Below are 16,314 nucleotides of genomic sequence, written 5' to 3'. Positions count from 1 at the left end.
CTACAAAAGTACTTATTGAAGAATATCTAAGAGAAATTAGAAAAACTATAAAATTAGAAGGCTGGGACTTCGTTAATTTATCAAAAAGTGCTCAATCCTACCAAAACGACAAAGTAAATATATTAATATTGACTCCAGAGCGATTTAATAATTTGGTCTATGCTGATATTGAATTATCAATTGATGTGTTAATTGTTGATGAGGCCCACAAACTTGGAGATGATGATGAACGTTCTATAACAGCTTTTAAAGTTATTCGAGAAGTTAGAAAAAGGCTGCCTGATTGCAAAGTTATATTTAGCTCCCCCGTTATAAGTAACCCTTCTGTATTTTTAGAATCGTTTGGACTTGATGGTCAAAATTCGATTGAAGCGATAGAAGGTCCCGTTACACAAAATTTGTTTTTTGTAGACCTTGTTAATAAAACTAGCCAGTTCTATAACGAGGTGAATAAGAAATTTCAGAACCATACGGATTCTTTGGAATTTGATGATATGTTTATTTTTATTAGAAGCATTACATCTACTTCCAATTCTTCCCTAATTTACTGTACTTCAAAATCTGGATCTGTGAATGATGCGGTATCTTTTTCTGAAAATCTACCAGTGTTAACAAATCCTAGTTTAGTTGCTGCATCTAAAAATATAAAAGAATTGGTCCATGATGAGTATTTTCTTTCTGACTTATTACTTAAAGGGGTAGCATTTCACAATGCAGACCTGCCAAAAAGTGTGCGAAGTATAATCGAAAGACTTTATCAATCTCGTGATATTTCTTACTTATTTTGTACGTCTACATTGTTAGAAGGAGTTAATTTACCTACGGGAAACCTATTCTTAAGATCATTTAAAACTAAAAGTAATATTACCAACAAAAATAAATTAGATTTTTGGAATTTAGCGGGAAGAGCTGGAAGGTATACGAAAGAGTTGGATGGTAATATTTTTTGTATCCGAGATGCTTCTACTAGTTGGAGCAACATCTCGGATCTTGTTGCCAATAAGAATGACGTTAAGGCAGATACATCGGCATTAAAGCGCTTCGAGCGAGGTCAGAAAATTATTAATGTCCTTAAGAACGGTGCATTAAATGATCAGAAGCAAGAGCGAATAATGGACCAAATTTCAAATATGGTTCTATCAGATTATATAGATAATAAGCAAACTAATCAGTCATCTCGCTTGATTAATCTGGTTCCTAAAAAATTTCATCGTAGATTACTTAAAGCTTTAGAAGATAAATTTAGAGATAGCGGGATAAGTGAAATACCAAATCAGCTGTTTTCTATTGGACACAATATTTCTATAGAACGTCATATCAATGTTATTTCTGACATAAAAGAACAACCATTAATTTTGAGTTCATTAAACGGTGCAGATACTTACCCATTATTCAAAAGAGTTTGCCAAGTTTATAAGTTAAAGTTTACAAATGCACAAATTGACCGTCTTTACCGTATTTCCCAACAATGGGTTCATGGGTTTCCATTAAAAGCAATTATTAATAACTCTTTAGAGGTTAGCTCAACTGTAATTGTTGGACCTGGTGGACCAGTTGAGGAGTTCGATAGGTCAAATAAGGCTCATGTGAACGCTATAATAAATGGTGTCATATCTTCTATAGAGAATGATATAGGTTATAAGCTAGAGTTGTATATAAATAATTACTATCAGCATTTAGTAAGTGCTTTAGGGGGCGAGCATGCTGGTATTAATCTTTCAACCTATCTAGAACTAGGTACTAATGATAAGTATGAAATTGCATTACAAAATTACGGATTTAGCAGATCTGTTGCTTCAGAGTTAAATAAGTTTCACAAAGATTTCATTAAGTTTAATGAAGACAACGTTGTTACGTCCATCGATATAGCTAATATTTTGGCGAAACTAGATAAGAACAGTATCGCTTTTTTAGAAATGAGTCATCTATAAATTAACTCAATGGAATTAGTGCTAACTAGCCTTCTCTAGGTCATACTTTCTAACGATGCATCAGTTTAATCTTTTGTTACTTAACAAAAGATTAAACTACTTCGAATGGTTACAGGGAGTCATTATGAAGGAGTTAGATATAAACTCACTTTTTCTTAAGACGGTATCCAACTTCACTATCCATACGCTTCCAAAGAAGCTTATCGCCTTCTTTCAATTCAAGTGAAATCAAGATCTCTTCAGGTAACTCGATGAAGCTCTCTCCATCATGATTTTCTGTTACTTCAACGACAAACTCTTTCGACATGTGACCATCCTCATACACAACGTGACTTAAATAATAGTTGATGTGTCCAAGTAAGGCTATGAACTTTGGTGTTTTAGTTTTCAACCTGTTGTAATTGTTTGGTTAAATGTCAAATCGCAGTTCATTTTTCAAACGTATGGATATTCTGGTTTTTACTGTATTTAAGTCGTGACAGTGCTCTTTCTATCTGATTATGCTTATTGCTATTCTTTGGCATAGCTTCATTTCGACTTAAACGCGATTTTAGCTGTGCTTTCAACTTTGAATCAGACGCTATAAGCTCAAAAGCTCGACCAAGTTCGAGATAGCTGTCTCGCTGTCTTTCTGCCAGCTTTCCAGCATGTTCAAGCGATGTTCCAAGTTCTTGATTTGCTGTCGAGTGGATACGGAGATTTCGTTTGATGCTGCCGATAGCCCCTTCAAGCTCTCTACAGAGGCTAGATATTCTTTCTGAATGATCTGATTGGTTTGAATAATGTCGTTCAATATCGTCTTGCGTTCCTGCTGGTACTCTTCTTGAATTTGCTTGATCATTTGTAGGTAGTACTCGTTTTGCGTTTTTACCAATGTCAGAAATTGTTCGTTCGAAGTCTGCTGCTCTTTGGTTAAGGTGGTCAACTCTGACGCTAATTGCTTCTCGATGTGATTCATACTTTCGTTCTTTTAATAGTGTGTCCGTTAGTTCTTGAATAATTTTCAATTGCTTTTGGTTTTGTGATGTTTGCGCCTCAAGGGCAATCTGCGCAGCCGCAGCCTTCCTTCGCTCTAACTGTATGAGCATGTCGTATCCCGTTAGGTTTTCATTAAAGTCAGGCATAACAGGTAAGCTAGGACTTGACTGAGAGGCATAAATGGCAGGAGCTTTCATCCAATGAGAGTTCTGAGGTAAATAATGAGCTACTGTCACGTTTAGATCAGACTGACTGTCATTTAACTTATAACGACTCTGGTTGTAGTTCGCTCGTTTTGCTATCACAATATCAAGCATGCTTTTAAGCTCAGTTAGGCGCAGCGCTTTGTTTTGCCGTGGCTCTGCCGATTGAGTTAATGACTCTTTTGAAGTGAACTGGTCTGTAAACGCAAATCCTTTCAATCGTAGATTCTTTCGATCTTTAAAATGCAAACGTAGAAAATTTTTAGATTCACTGACATGAGTAACGTCAGAGGCTTGTTTAAACTTATCGCTATTTAGTGCTCGAATAATGTCTGCACGACTATTCACTCGGTTATTAGTGATCATGTCACTCACCCATCGATTTATTTCTTTCTTGAGCTTATAGCGCTTATCAAAACCTTTGCTATTTTGAGTTAATCTCCTATGTATGGCATCTAGTGGGCTGGCTAAGTCATGCTTTAGATTTAAGTAGTCACGAAGCAAGTTAAAGTCATTTTCATGACCAGGTGGCGCTGGGTTAAAAGACAACCTTGTAGCAAGGTGGATTCGGGGTATTAAAAAGTGATTTTCAATGTTGCCTTGGTGTTTATGGCGAACCCAGTCAATCAATCTTTCTTCTTTCGGGAAACCTGCAAAACAAAGATCTTCAAACAGCTCTCGCCATTCAGCTTCAACCTCAGGATTAGCTTGCAGCTTTTCTGTGTCTTCTAAAGCATGAGCAATAACACCACTTACGTACTTATGTTTATGCGGATTGTGTTCAATTGCATACTCCACTGCTTTACGATTACCATTGATAGACTCAGGTGGCGGCTCTCTGCGTTTACCTTTCTGTTGTTGAAGAATGTAATTTGCTTCCCATTCTGTCTGTATGTCATTAACCTCTCGGGCTAACTGACGTAATTGGTATGCATCGCTGTATTCTTTCTTCTGTTCATCTATCAGGCTGCATAAGGGACCATACAGGTAGTTAGTCGCAGCTTGCGGGTTAGATTGACCAGCACCACTTGTTCTAAATAAAGAGATTATTGCCATGCTTCCACCGCCAAGGGATCTACTTTTGCAACTCGATACTTGTGGTCAACATGTGGGTTAGCTAAAATGTCCATTACTCGAAGATCATGCTGCTCAAATGCTTTATTAAGCTGATTCAACTCAATTAATATTTGAATCGCTTCTGCACCCGACTTATGCGTGTTACACCATTTCACTGTCTGGTTAAGAAGAGAGTTAAAGCGCACACGCTCATTGATAACACCAAGCATCTCCTTACGTGTTTGCTCAGCAAACGGGACAATGATTCGGGTTTTATGCAGCGATTCTGAAGCGATTTGAGACACTGTTTTTCCAGCTTGCTTAGCCTTATGTTTCCATATTTTTTTATCTAACAAAGAGCAGTTCATCTCGATACGAGTACTTTTCGTTTCACAGTAATGATGATAAAGAGCATCCACTTCAGCTGGTTTTAACTTTGTCGTTTTCTTCATTCGGTTTCTGGAGACTTTAATGTTGTGCTCTACACAGTAATCAAGCTTTTGTTCAAATATTGAAGTGAGCTGTGAGTTGCCAAGATAGTGCTCTTCTATCTGTTTTTTCTTGTATTTTTGGGTCATATCTTCGCCTATTTAAATAGATCTGATTATGCTTATGGTTGGGGTCTTTCAGGGGTTTGGGCGCAGCCCAAGCGATTCTAAGCAGCCGCTTAGCTCCCCAAACCCGTGAAGAATTCATACGGGGTTGGGGTAACCTTGCTCTTTTGGTTTCGGTTGCTTAAGTGCTTTGCGGCAATTCTGAAGGCTCGCTGAATTCTGGTGAAAATTCATGGGGATCAAACTCGTCAGATAGATAATCATCATTAAGCTCGTGAGGCTCAATCATACGATGCTTTTGAAGATGTGTGACCATATTTAAGAACTTAGTATTATCTTCAATGAGACGTTGCTTATCTTCGGCAAGCGCAGCACATTGTTTCTCCATCATCTCATAACGGGACTGCATCAAGGTGAGTTCACTCTTTACTAAGAGAAGGGTTTTTAACTCTTTTTCAACAGTATTGAGTGCCTTAAAGTAGTCAGAAGAAACTTGCTCTGTGTGAGCAAGTTTAGTTTCTAATTTGTGACAGTTGGCTTGAAATGAGCTAGTTTCTTTGGCTTGCTTTTGCAACTCATCAATAAACTCTATTAACTCCTTGTTCTCATTTTCTAAACTATTAATTTGATTTATTGACTCTTGTACTCGAACACTAACTAAATTCTGTACTTCGGTATCAAATGCTGTCCAAACGGCTGACATTTCATCTTCAATCACCTTATTTAAGCGCTTCTCGGATTCCAAAAACCAAGCTGACTTATCACGAACAAGAGGTAATGGTTTAGTCGCTTGTGTAAGAATTTTAAAAGCGATCACTACGCGCTTAAACTCGCCGCCAATTCGATTTTGCAATGCTTTTGATGATGTTGGAGCGGTCTGTAAATCTCTAAAGGCAGAAGCGTATTCATCTATGGTTATTCCTTTCTCTGCTGAATATCCATTTCTTTTCAGCTCAAGAGCAAACTTATCACGCAATGCGTCTATGGTTCCTTCCTGCCCGAGGAAGACAGGAAGAGAGGAAGGCAGGGTAAGGTTAGTCATGTTACTTACCTCTACTTAATGTATCGTCAATGATTTGAAAAATCTGCTCTCTATGCGCGTCAGTTTTTGCTGAGCGAGCTAGTTGCATCAGGCTTTGAATAAATTCTTTATCATCAATATCGACAGAGTCTTTGTTTTTTTCGGGTTGTACAACCACTTTAGGCACAATGATGCTGTGCTCATCAGTAGTTTTAAAAAGCTCTGCTACTGTTTTATCAGCTTTCGCTTGCTCTTTCTTCAGGCTCACTTTATTACGTTTTGCATAGTGCTTCTCGACAATACTCACATCACGATGCCCTAGCAGCTCCGCAAGCCAAGCTACACTCACACCATTATTAAATTGGATTGAGGCACCTGTGTGTCGAAGTTGGTTAGGACCTCGATGAGCAACATCTGCCTTTTTGAGGAAGTCAGTAAAGAATTGTTTTCCGAATTGTTTCGGATTAAGCCATGGATGACCTGTCTGTTCATTGTAGAAAATGAATCTACGTTTCTCAGTCTTCACTGTGATGTTATCTCTCTGTACAACATCAATTGTGATAGGGGCTCTGTTACCCGTGATGTGTTCTAGTTTTCTAAGAAGTTGAGCTGCCTCTGGTGGTAATTCAATTACTCGCTCTGACTCTTCGGTTTTAGTTATCTTGTACTTTTTCAGTGGTTTCGCTAAATCCACGTACAACCTGCATTTCTCAACACCTTCTTCGGTAAAATATTCTACATTTTCCCAGCTTGAGCACAAAAGCTCACTAATACGCTGAGCAGTTAAAATACCGAAAATAACCATATATTTTGCTAGTTTATAGTCGGTATCTGTCAATAATAACTGTCGAACCTCATCTTCGGAAAAAGGGAACGGCTCATCGCTGACAATTTTAAGATTATCAATTTTATCCATTAAATCTTTCTTTTGATGATCTGCTGAATACGCTTTGGCAGTAATAGCTCGTAAGATAGTGTAGCAACCATTGATAACCTTCCCTTTTTTTCCCTGTTTGAGGAGGTTGGTTTTAAGGTCATCAATATCTTCGATCGCGAGTTCAAAAAGAAGGGTATTACCTAAATACCTAATGATATGCCGACCATGAGTCTTCATAGCATTATAAGTTGACTCTGCTACCTCTAGCTCTTTTGTTGTCAATTCATGGCAAACGGCTTTTGCCACTGAGTTGAGTGGGTAATCGCCTTTATCAAGAGAAACTTCTGACTGGCGAGTGCCTGGACGACTCTTCTGAGTTCTTGATTTTAGTGTTTTTGTTTTTTTTGTTTGTTTTTTAGGGTTCATCGTTTTGACCTATAAAATTAGGCCACCAAAAGGGGTGCTCATCTCACGGAGCGGTACACGAAGGTACTCATTATTATTATGTTTTTGAATGGCTCGTTGTGAATGTGCTTATTATCTAATCATGTTTTTTTATGGGATACAATACCGACTTCAAGCAGAATTTAACCTAAGTGTCTGATAAATAACGATATATTATTGTCTTGTATATTATGATGTCGATAAGCTTATGAAATGAAAAGAGTTGTAGATTTTTTAACCGCCAAAATTGTTTTCAATTTTTTTTAGAAAAAAGCTGATAAAGTGACACTGATCACTTTATCAGCTAAAAATGACGAACGTGGGATCTCTAATTCAGGCTCATATTAAATAAATTAAGCTCTTCTATTAAATCCGCATTTAAATTTGCTTTATGACGAATAGCAAAGTCAGAGAGCTTAAATACTTGGTGAAAACCAGTGACGATATGCCTATCATCAATCAAACAAATTCCAATGTGTTCGGGGGTTGTTAATTGACTAGCATAAACTCTGATTTCTAATTTAACCTCCTGAGAATCCGAGATTAGTGTAAGAAATGTACTGTCGTCAGAGATCTTCACACGAGTGTATTTACCTGCTCGTGATAAAAGAATTAAAGGGATCATTTCCGATTCATCTACAGGGACTCTAAAATTACTTCCACACTTAAAAGTTAAGCAACTTAACGCCTCCGCTCCCAAAAGAACTCTGAAGTTTTCATTTAAGTAGGTGCTATTTTCCATATGACTTTCACGAATTTCGCCAATGAAATGTTGATAAACCAAATATGGTAAACAGAAGTTATCATTTGGATTGAGATTGTTGTGCGCTAACCAGTCAGCATAGCGATAAGTATCAATACCGATAAGTGATTTAAATGCTTCGATATCACCCAATGTATTTAGGATCTGTTTATCGCTATATCCGTACTCTACAAAATCATCATGATTAAGATATGGTGACTCTTTAAGCAAGTTTAATGAAGAATCAATTATTGCTATCTGTTGTTCAGTTACGCCTGACTTCAAAAAACTTGATAGATCGAGTTGCTCTCTGTACGAGGCTCCTCGGCTGAGGATTTTAATGAGAGCTTGACGTAATAGTGGCGTTAACATTTTCATAAAGACTCTCCAAACGACATTTCAAATTGACTCACGACTTCAAGCAATTTATCAAGTTTATGCTTCTTGCCGTATCGGCCAAATGTCATGTTTGGGTTTGTATGACCCACTAGCTCAGCTACGCTATGTTCAGCTATATCTCGCTCTTTGAGTTCATCTATGAATGTGTGACGCAGCCCATAAGCTGTCGGTCGCTTTCCCGCGAGCATACCTATATTGGTTTGAAGTTTTCCAAATTGAGTTCGATATCTCTTCGTCCAATCCTTATCTTTTCCTAAAGCGGAATAATTAAAAAGTGGAACGTCCCCTTTGGTTAAACGAGTCTGATAAAACTGTATAAAATCATCACGAATGAGGGGGTGGAGTGGAATCGTGCGAACTGCGTGTTTATTTTTTAGATGCTGATCCTTGAATTGATCTGTAACACGTAAACAAGGGATATCAGTATTAATTATAATGTCTTGGACATATGGCTGGCACGCTTCACCAGTGCGTAACCCATGGTATAGCTGTAGTTTAGTGATCCATTTGAAATCTTCAGATTGCTTGGCAAATTCTGTACTCGTGAATAGCAGCATCAACTCATCTTGAGTCCATCTATCACGTTGTTCTGATGCGTGTTTCTTGCTCTTAAAGTTTGGATTCAAGCCTTCTGTGGGGTTTTCAGATATGTAACCTTTCAACTTAAGCCAACTGAAAAATTGTTTGACTGAAGCGAGATAGGCTTTATTGGTTTTAGCAGAACGTTTTTCTGAAGTTAATAGATCAACATAATCCATCAGATTAGAACGTTTAACAGCACTTGGTCTGATGCTGTGAGAATCTAGGAAACCGATGCAGTACGCAATACGCTGATTTAACTGGTGATGTGTCAGAGCAGTGATATTTTGTTTACTTTTACTATCTAAGAAATACGTAAGTAGCTCAGTGAATGAAATGACTTTAACAGCAATCGTATCTTTAACGCTTGGCTCTTCCTCTTCTAGATTCGTCAAATCAATGTCGGCAGGAAGATCGCTTGAGTAATCTTCTTCAAGAAAATTAATAAATGCAGGTGTTGGTGGATAAATAGGTTTGGAGACTGATTTGAAGTTATTGCGAATAGCGTCAATGTGCTTATTCAATTTCACTTTGAATAGTGAGAACGAGGGAGGGGTTGAAGTTTCGATTTGGCTTATTGCAGACTTGATATAGTGTGCAATCGTGAAGTTGCGCTCAATCGCTTCAGAGCGTTCTTTTGTTAACAGGCTAACCTTGATATCAAATGGATAACCAGCTTTACGTAGAAGCTTAGGGATGCAAATTCGCGTTTGATATACGCCGTTAGGCGCTTTTTGTAAGTACATTGTCTCACCTCATTGTCATGAAAGTGATTTGCAGTACTTTAGATACGAAAAAGCCCTTGAAAATCAAGGGCTTAATGCGTAAAGAATAGTGGTGGAGGGATAGGGATTTGAACCCTAGAACCGCTATTAACGGTTGCCGGTTTTCAAGACCGGTGCTTTCGACCACTCAGCCATCCCTCCAGTGGCGCGTATAATATAAGGGTGGCTTTCGCTTGTAAATACCCTTATTAACTGACTGCTTTTTTTATGAACGCTTTTTGGTATTTTTGTTCTGAATGATTATTTATTGTTCGGTTTATTAAGAAGCCGATAAAATCTAATATTCAATAAGCCAAGTATTCCCAACTTTTGTTATACGTGAAGTGTTTCTGTGCTATTAAAAAAGAAAGTATCTAATTGGCTTGCAGGTAAAGTTATGAGGGGAGTGGCTTAGGCGCATGAACTTTTAGTTTAGAACGGTGAGATCGGAATTTAAAACTAGGTATAAAGTGAATGGGTTTGAAACTGGGACTGTAGAGAGTTTTGTTAGATGAGCTTTATATTTTAAAAAGCTTCAGATGCAAAAAAGCCGCTGATTTCTCAGCGGCTTTCTTTAAAGTGGTGGAGGGATAGGGATTTGAACCCTAGAACCGCTATTAACGGTTGCCGGTTTTCAAGACCGGTGCTTTCGACCACTCAGCCATCCCTCCAGTGGCGTGAATAATATAAGGGGTGGAGGATCTTGTAAACCCTTAATTTTCATAATTTTGTTTTGTTGCTTGTTTTCTAATCATTCACGGCAATAAAAAAGGGAAGCCATTGGCTTCCCTTTGCTGTTTGCTGATTATTTAGTCATTTTTTGTGTAGAAACGCTGTAGCTCTGTCAGGCCTTGCATCAACACAGGTAAGCGAGGGCTTACGTTTTTCAGGCGCTTGTAATTTTGGTCGTACAATTTGTAGTTACCAAATTTATCCAACACCGTTGTTTGCTGGTCAGTAACAAGAGCAAGTTCACGAGAGTCGCCCGCGAGAATCCACTTTCTGTTACGTTCATTAAACAGGCTGCGACCACTACTGAAATCTGTTGGGTTCGAAGATACACCCAATAGCTCTTGCATCAGTGTTACTGACACGTCTAGATGACTAGAACGGTGGGTGTATTCAGAAGCAGACTTGCCAGGCCAGCTGATAAACAGTGGTACTTGTAACTGATAACGACTGTAGTTGGAGTTTGCACCCCAGCTGTTGGTTTTGGTTTCGTTAAACTCAGTACCGTGGTTAGAGGTAATGATAACCACCGTGTTATCGGCAAGCTCTAAGCGTTCCAGTTCAGCGTAGATAGTTGCTAGCTGAGCATCGGCCGCTGTCGCCGACTTTTGATAGTCTGCTGCAAAACGCTCTGCTGTCGTTAGCGTAGAGTCCGATTCTGAACTTGAATCGTAGCTGGCGAAGTTATCCAGTGTGGTTAATTCAATAAAGTTAAACCAAGGGCGTTTAGCTTGCGGTGATTGAATCCAGTTAGACCAAGCTTTTATGGCACTCTGGTCATCATAAGTTGCTTGCTCTGGCATCACATCACGGCCTCGGAAGATAATATCCGAGTAAAGTGCATCGCTAAAGTTGTCGCCACTGAAAGCAGCGAACTTGTAATCGTGATTCTCTAAAACATCGAGCAATACTGCGCTTGACCCCTGAGCTTCAATGCTGCTTGCGTAGCTGCTCGGTAGGCCGTAGAACAAGCCAAAAATACCGAACATATCGTTACTTGAACTGTAGTGGTTGGTGAAGTTGATCGACTGTTGCGCGTAGGCATAGCTGTTTGGCATCGCCGTCGCATTAAGTGCGTCAGAGCGAAGGTTGTTCACACTCACCATCAGGATATTAAGATCATCACTGCGGCGGTTGTATTGAATTTTTTCTAGCGGGTAGCTAACTAGGTTTACGTTCTCTTTGTTCGCTTCTAAACGCTCAAGGTACTCTTCACGGTCTAATAGGCCATGTTTTTCCATAAAGCTTTTCGCTGTCATTGGATAAGACAGTGGGAAGTTCGCTTTCTGGCTAGTAATTGGGTTATAGAAGTACGCATCAGCCCACATGTAGGTCAAGTGGCTGCTGATGAAACACAAGAAGAAGACGGCAGTAATCGGACGGCCAATGTGTTTATGAGACAGTTTACGCTGCTTACGCCAAACCCACTCAGACAGACCAAGCTGTAGTAAGAAGATAAGCGGCATAACAATGAAGAGGTGCTGCAAATCAGACGTGAATGCAGATTCCTCTCCACTGAATAAAACCTCCCACACGACAGGCGTCAGGTGGAGGTTTATATTTTGATACGTTTGGGTATCAATCAGTAGGACAGTTAAACCTATGGTCGCGAAGATAACGGCAACCAAACGTAATAACTTCCTCGACGGAAGAATAAAAGTGAGCGGGAACAGCACTAATAGATAGAGCGCGAACACTAAAAAGCCAAAATGACCAACCCACGATGCAGCCAAATAGAATTGGCCTAGCAAGGTTTCTGGCCAAGCAGATTGAGTAATATAACGAGTACCAATCAACATCGCAGCAATGATGTTGAAAAATGCAAACCAGTGACCCCAACCAACCAGTCGAGATACACGATCGCTATATGAGTTTGCGCTGTCTACCATTTATAATTCTTTTATCCGTCAATCAAATTTAGTGAGACTTTTTATCTTCAAGAGAAGAAATTAAAGCCTCGGCAAATTTTTCAGCAATTCCTTTGCGTTGTGAAGCAGCAACATTCTGATTTAAGACATTGGTTGCGATATTTCCAGCGATCATCAGTGAAAGTTCTGGCGAAGCTTTGTGCTTAGTTAGTACAGCACCTACTTCAGCTAGGATTTTTTCAACTTGATCATCTGTGTATTTAGATATAATCGGCATAAGGACTCTAATAATGATAGTAAAAGCGGCTTATGATAACCTACTATGCACGACAACTGAAACCTGAACGGTAATATTTTCACTATGAGCCTTCACCTTTCCAACGTAATTTTACACCAGCTGAGCAAGAACGATCAGGATGAGCTGATTGTTAACTATCGTGCTGAATCTCTAGAAAACGATGCTTCATCTGAAAGCCTAGTTGCTGAACTTCACCGTGTTTTTAATTCAAAAGCAGGCAAAGGGTTTGGTTCTTTCAAATCTGACAGCGAATTCCAGCAGTGGTTGCATCAACTTCGTGCTGGTGAGACAAACTTTTACGATTTTTCTCAAAAGAGTGCGCAACGTCTAAAAGACGAACTATCAAAGTACCCATTCGCTGACGAAGGTATCTTGGTAATGGCTGAATATCAGTCACTTGCAACAGATTACCTTTTCATTGGTTTATTGCCTTCAAACCAAAGCCTAAAGGTAACTGAAGGGCTTGATATTAGTGCGACTGACTACCTTGATATCTCAAAAATGGATATCGCGGCTCGCCTAGACCTTTCTACTTATGAGACTGATAAAGAGTCAAACCGTTACTTAACTTATATTAAAGGACGTGTTGGCCGTAAAGTCGCGGATTTCTTCTTAGATTTCTTACAAGCTGAAGTCGGTTTGGATGCGAAACAGCAGAACCAAGTACTGATGCAAGCGGTAGAAGACTTCGTTTCTGACTCTAAATTAGAGAAAGAAGAAGCGATCAGCTACAAAAAGCAGGTTGCGGATTACTGTAACGAGCAGCTTAAAGCGGGCGATGAAGTACAAGTTCGTGAACTTTCTGGTGAGTTGCCAGCAAGCACAGATGGCACAAGCTTCTTTGACTATACTAGTGAGCAAGGCTACGAGTTAGAAGACAGCTTCCCAGCCGATCGCGCAACTATGCGTAAACTAACAAAATTTGTTGGTGCTGGTGGCGGTTTGAATGTTAGTTTTGATAGTCTGCTTCTAGGCGAACGTATCTTTTACGATCCGGAGACAGACACGCTAACGATTAAAGGCACTCCACCGAACTTACGTGACCAACTGACTCGCAATAAGTCATAGTCAGAAGTTAACGGATAAAAGCGGCAGCAGGACGTTGTCGCTTATTTTGTGCTTAATCTTTTAGCTACGGTCATGGCTTCAAGTTAACACGCACAAGGAATATAGATGGAACAATCAGTAGCAAAGCCCAAACGCTTTAAAAAACCAGCCACCTTTTTGGTTGTGCTCTTGGCTCTGTGGTTACTTCCTTCATTGGCTCTTCTTAATCTAAGCCGTTCCTACACCAATTCTCTAGCTCAAATCGAAGAGCTCGGTATTCGAGTCAACGAATTGAGGCAATCGCTTTATTTCTCAGAACCGCTTCGAGTCTCTCGTATCAATGAGCTCGCACTCGATGCTCAGTTGGTTTATTCGATCCGACTGCAGATTGAATCTGATTTCCAACACGCCTTGTTTCGTCCTGATGTCAACCAACTGTTGTACGTAGCTGATCAGTTCCTAGAAAAGTTCGATGAGTTCATTCCAATAGAAAGCCAAGTTCAAGACATCGTTGATAACATTAAGATCTTGCGTGCTGATAAAGAGCTTTCCCCTCAGCTAAAACCGCTCCTCAACGAATTCGGTGTTGTGGTATTTGAAGCCATGTATTCTGAAAATCAAAGTTCGTCAGCGACTTATCGCGCCTTTGATTCCATTCTAGAAAAATCTTATTCCTTAGAAAACGAAGAACAAGATGCACTCCAACAACTACTGGCTGATGCGTCAGCATTGTTGAGTGATTACGCTCAGCTTAACTATTTGGTTGATAAGATTAAGAAAAACTCAGTAAATGAACAGATCATAAAACTCGAAGCTGAGTTCCATGATCGTCAATTCAACCTATTGTTGGTGATGCTAGGCTTAAGCTTGGTGGCGATGAGCGGGATAGTGTTTTGGGGCGTTAGGTCCACAAAAACGATGAAAGAAGCAGACCAAGAACTCAGCTCTGAACTAGAAATTAATTCAAGTAAGGAAGACGCTTCTTATAGCGATGTTGTTTCCTCAGCAGTGAAACAAGCAGATAGTGACGCTTATGTATCCGAGAACAGGCCAACGCGCCAGTCTTCCGACTCTCAACCTCCGCAGAGCGTTAACGTTAAAAGCCAACCCGTTGTACCGCAAGACTCTATTCAGCGAGTCCCTGAACAGGCACCCGTAGCAGAGAAACACGTTGCCAGTGTCACAGATTCAAAGCCTGCGATTGATATCGAAGACATGTTAGAAACGCTCGATGGTGATGCTGAGTCTGTCGAACTCTTGCTTGGTGTGTTTGTACAAGACCACGCAGGTGACTACGAGAAGTTTAAGTCTTTGTTGACCAAAGATGAAACCTCCGCGGCTCGCATTGTACATAGCTTAAAAGGCGTGGCTGGCAGTATTAAAGCGTCTCGGTTAGCCATCATTGCCGCAACCATTGAAATGACAATGAAGCAGTCCAGAGCGATCAGTGAACATGATTTAGCTGAACTAGAGCAGGCTATAAAAGCCTCTGTGGATTCTGCTCATGAATATTTAGACAGTCAGCGTTAACTTTTACAGGATTTTTGACAATACTATGACGAAGCGCTCATACAATCAGCGCCCTTAGTCTTTGTCAGAGGTTTATATGTTACGAGTTTCGAGTCGAAGTTGGATGGTGTTGGTGCTTAGCATTGTGCTAAGTGGTTGTTCTCTCTTAGAAGTTAAGTTAGATAGTCAAACGACGCCTCTCACTCAACAAGAGTTAAATGCTCGGATCATGACGCGTGAATACGCCAAGATGTTCTTTACACGAGTAGAAGATTCGGCCGATCTCATCGCGCAATTTTATCCTGCTGATGACACTTTACATCAATCTTATGTGTTGCTTTGGAAGATCCATGCAGAGCAGGGCTTACAACAAGCGGCTTACCAAACTTCCCCTATGTCTGCGTTAATTGACTCGTGGGTTTTCACTGCCCAAATGAATCAGTTTTATAGCCAAGGCGACGGCGCGGATCTGTTCGCGACGGATGATGCAGTAGAGACCGCTCGTTTTCTTGATCAAGAAGCCGAGAAGCTGGCAAAGGGTGTATTGAGCTCGAGTGATTTCAAAAACAGCAAAGCGTTCGTTGCGCAGTTTTCTGCTAGCCACCCATTTAAAGACCTCACATTCAGAAGCACACCTGCTTACCGTGAATGGCTAAATTACCTTGGTAAAGACGAATCGCAAATCGTCCAGAGTTTAGGCACCATGCCAGAAGCAATGAGCGATGCATCAGACCGCTTAAGCTTAATGGCTGACCAGACACCGAAACTGATGACGTGGAAAGCTGAGTTGGTTGCATTGAATAGCTCGCTAACGGGTGAAGACCTATCGATGACGCTAGAAAGCCTTCGTCAAACATCAGCAAGCATGCAAGACTTTATTGAGAACAACCCAGAATACATGCAAACGCTAGCCTCTATTATGTCGACAGAAATGCAGCCATTGCTCAATGATCTTAGTGACAAAACAGACCAAAAACTGGCGATGTTGAGCGATGAACGTGTGGCTTTAGAAAAAATGGTGACACGTGAGAGAGAAGCACTTGTAGAGATGATTGCGAAAGAGCGCATCGAGATTGCGGGTATTGTGACTTCAGAGAGAGAACTGTTCACACAAGACCTTGATCGCGTCTCTCAAGAGGTGGTGGTACTTGCGATTGATAAACTGATGGAGTTAATCAAAGGTGTGATTATCTACTTCATCCTGTTTATCTTAGTGGTGTTCTTTGCTCCGTTAGGTATCGGTTACTGGTTGGGTAAACGAACCGCCAACAAATAAGTAAATCAGCAGATCAAAAAAGAGCGCCCTAGGGCGCTC

The 16,314-nt window shown here is 40.1% G+C and carries 13 protein-coding genes and 2 tRNA genes; 4 read left to right on the top strand and 11 right to left on the bottom strand.

Annotated elements, in window-relative coordinates; genetic code table 11:
- The coding region (locus AB4623_RS21090; protein ID WP_372147334.1) for a DEAD/DEAH box helicase at positions 1 to 1,931 on the top strand (1,931 nt) is incomplete at its 5' end.
- 145 nt (positions 1,932 to 2,076) lie between these two features.
- Here AB4623_RS21090 and AB4623_RS21085 read toward each other — a convergent pair.
- The 11 genes from AB4623_RS21085 to AB4623_RS21035 form a co-directional block, all read right to left on the bottom strand.
- A complete protein-coding gene (locus AB4623_RS21085) occupies positions 2,077 to 2,238 on the bottom strand; it encodes a hypothetical protein (RefSeq protein ID WP_372099937.1) in 162 nt (53 codons plus the stop codon).
- A 121-nt stretch (positions 2,239 to 2,359) separates the two neighbouring features.
- Positions 2,360 to 3,910, bottom strand: a complete 1,551-nt coding sequence (locus AB4623_RS21080) for a hypothetical protein (RefSeq protein WP_372147333.1) — start codon at positions 3,908 to 3,910, stop codon at positions 2,360 to 2,362.
- Between the two features lie 248 nt (positions 3,911 to 4,158).
- Positions 4,159 to 4,746, bottom strand: a complete 588-nt coding sequence (locus AB4623_RS21075; RefSeq protein ID WP_372099934.1) for a hypothetical protein — start codon at positions 4,744 to 4,746, stop codon at positions 4,159 to 4,161.
- 157 nt (positions 4,747 to 4,903) lie between these two features.
- Complete coding sequence (locus AB4623_RS21070) at positions 4,904 to 5,764, bottom strand: hypothetical protein (RefSeq protein ID WP_372099932.1); 861 nt, start codon at positions 5,762 to 5,764, stop codon at positions 4,904 to 4,906.
- 1 nt (position 5,765) lies between these two features.
- The gene (locus AB4623_RS21065; protein ID WP_372099930.1) at positions 5,766 to 7,046 is read right to left on the bottom strand and encodes a tyrosine-type recombinase/integrase; all 1,281 of its coding nucleotides are present in this window, start codon (positions 7,044 to 7,046) and stop codon (positions 5,766 to 5,768) included.
- Positions 7,047 to 7,392: 346 nt separating this feature from the next.
- Complete coding sequence (locus AB4623_RS21060) at positions 7,393 to 8,184, bottom strand: hypothetical protein (protein WP_017089307.1); 792 nt, start codon at positions 8,182 to 8,184, stop codon at positions 7,393 to 7,395.
- Positions 8,181 to 9,530 (bottom strand): tyrosine-type recombinase/integrase, encoded by a 1,350-nt coding sequence (locus tag AB4623_RS21055; protein WP_017089308.1) that lies wholly within the window; start codon positions 9,528 to 9,530, stop codon positions 8,181 to 8,183. The genes AB4623_RS21060 and AB4623_RS21055 overlap by 4 nt, the downstream gene beginning before the upstream one ends.
- An 89-nt stretch (positions 9,531 to 9,619) precedes the next feature.
- A tRNA-Ser gene (locus AB4623_RS21050) sits at positions 9,620 to 9,710 on the bottom strand.
- A 418-nt stretch (positions 9,711 to 10,128) separates the two neighbouring features.
- Positions 10,129 to 10,219 (bottom strand) — tRNA-Ser (locus AB4623_RS21045).
- A gap of 138 nt (positions 10,220 to 10,357) precedes the next feature.
- Entirely contained in the window at positions 10,358 to 12,166 is a 1,809-nt protein-coding gene (locus tag AB4623_RS21040) for a DUF3413 domain-containing protein (RefSeq protein WP_017065981.1), read from the bottom strand.
- 28 nt (positions 12,167 to 12,194) lie between these two features.
- Complete coding sequence (locus tag AB4623_RS21035; protein ID WP_004734063.1) at positions 12,195 to 12,422, bottom strand: YejL family protein; 228 nt, start codon at positions 12,420 to 12,422, stop codon at positions 12,195 to 12,197.
- 84 nt (positions 12,423 to 12,506) lie between these two features.
- Between AB4623_RS21035 and yejK the strand changes: the two genes are divergently transcribed.
- The 3 genes from yejK to AB4623_RS21020 all read left to right on the top strand — a co-directional run bounded on the left by yejK (position 12,507) and on the right by AB4623_RS21020 (position 16,275).
- Positions 12,507 to 13,511: a nucleoid-associated protein YejK gene (gene yejK, locus AB4623_RS21030; RefSeq protein ID WP_017061190.1), complete on the top strand. Its 1,005-nt coding sequence runs from the start codon at positions 12,507 to 12,509 to the stop codon at positions 13,509 to 13,511.
- A 105-nt stretch (positions 13,512 to 13,616) separates the two neighbouring features.
- Positions 13,617 to 15,020 carry an Hpt domain-containing protein gene (locus AB4623_RS21025; RefSeq protein WP_372147332.1) on the top strand — a complete coding sequence of 468 codons (1,404 nt, stop codon included), beginning with the start codon at positions 13,617 to 13,619 and terminating at the stop codon, positions 15,018 to 15,020.
- Positions 15,021 to 15,096: 76 nt separating this feature from the next.
- Positions 15,097 to 16,275 carry a chemotaxis protein gene (locus tag AB4623_RS21020; protein WP_372147331.1) on the top strand — a complete coding sequence of 393 codons (1,179 nt, stop codon included), beginning with the start codon at positions 15,097 to 15,099 and terminating at the stop codon, positions 16,273 to 16,275.
- Positions 16,276 to 16,314: the final 39 nt, after the last annotated feature.

Origin of the sequence: Vibrio sp. 10N.222.52.C12, from assembly GCF_041474215.1 — a bacterium.
In the GTDB taxonomy this organism is placed as follows: Bacteria; Pseudomonadota; Gammaproteobacteria; order Enterobacterales; family Vibrionaceae; genus Vibrio; species Vibrio crassostreae_C.
This window is presented reverse-complemented; position numbering and strand designations above follow the sequence as displayed.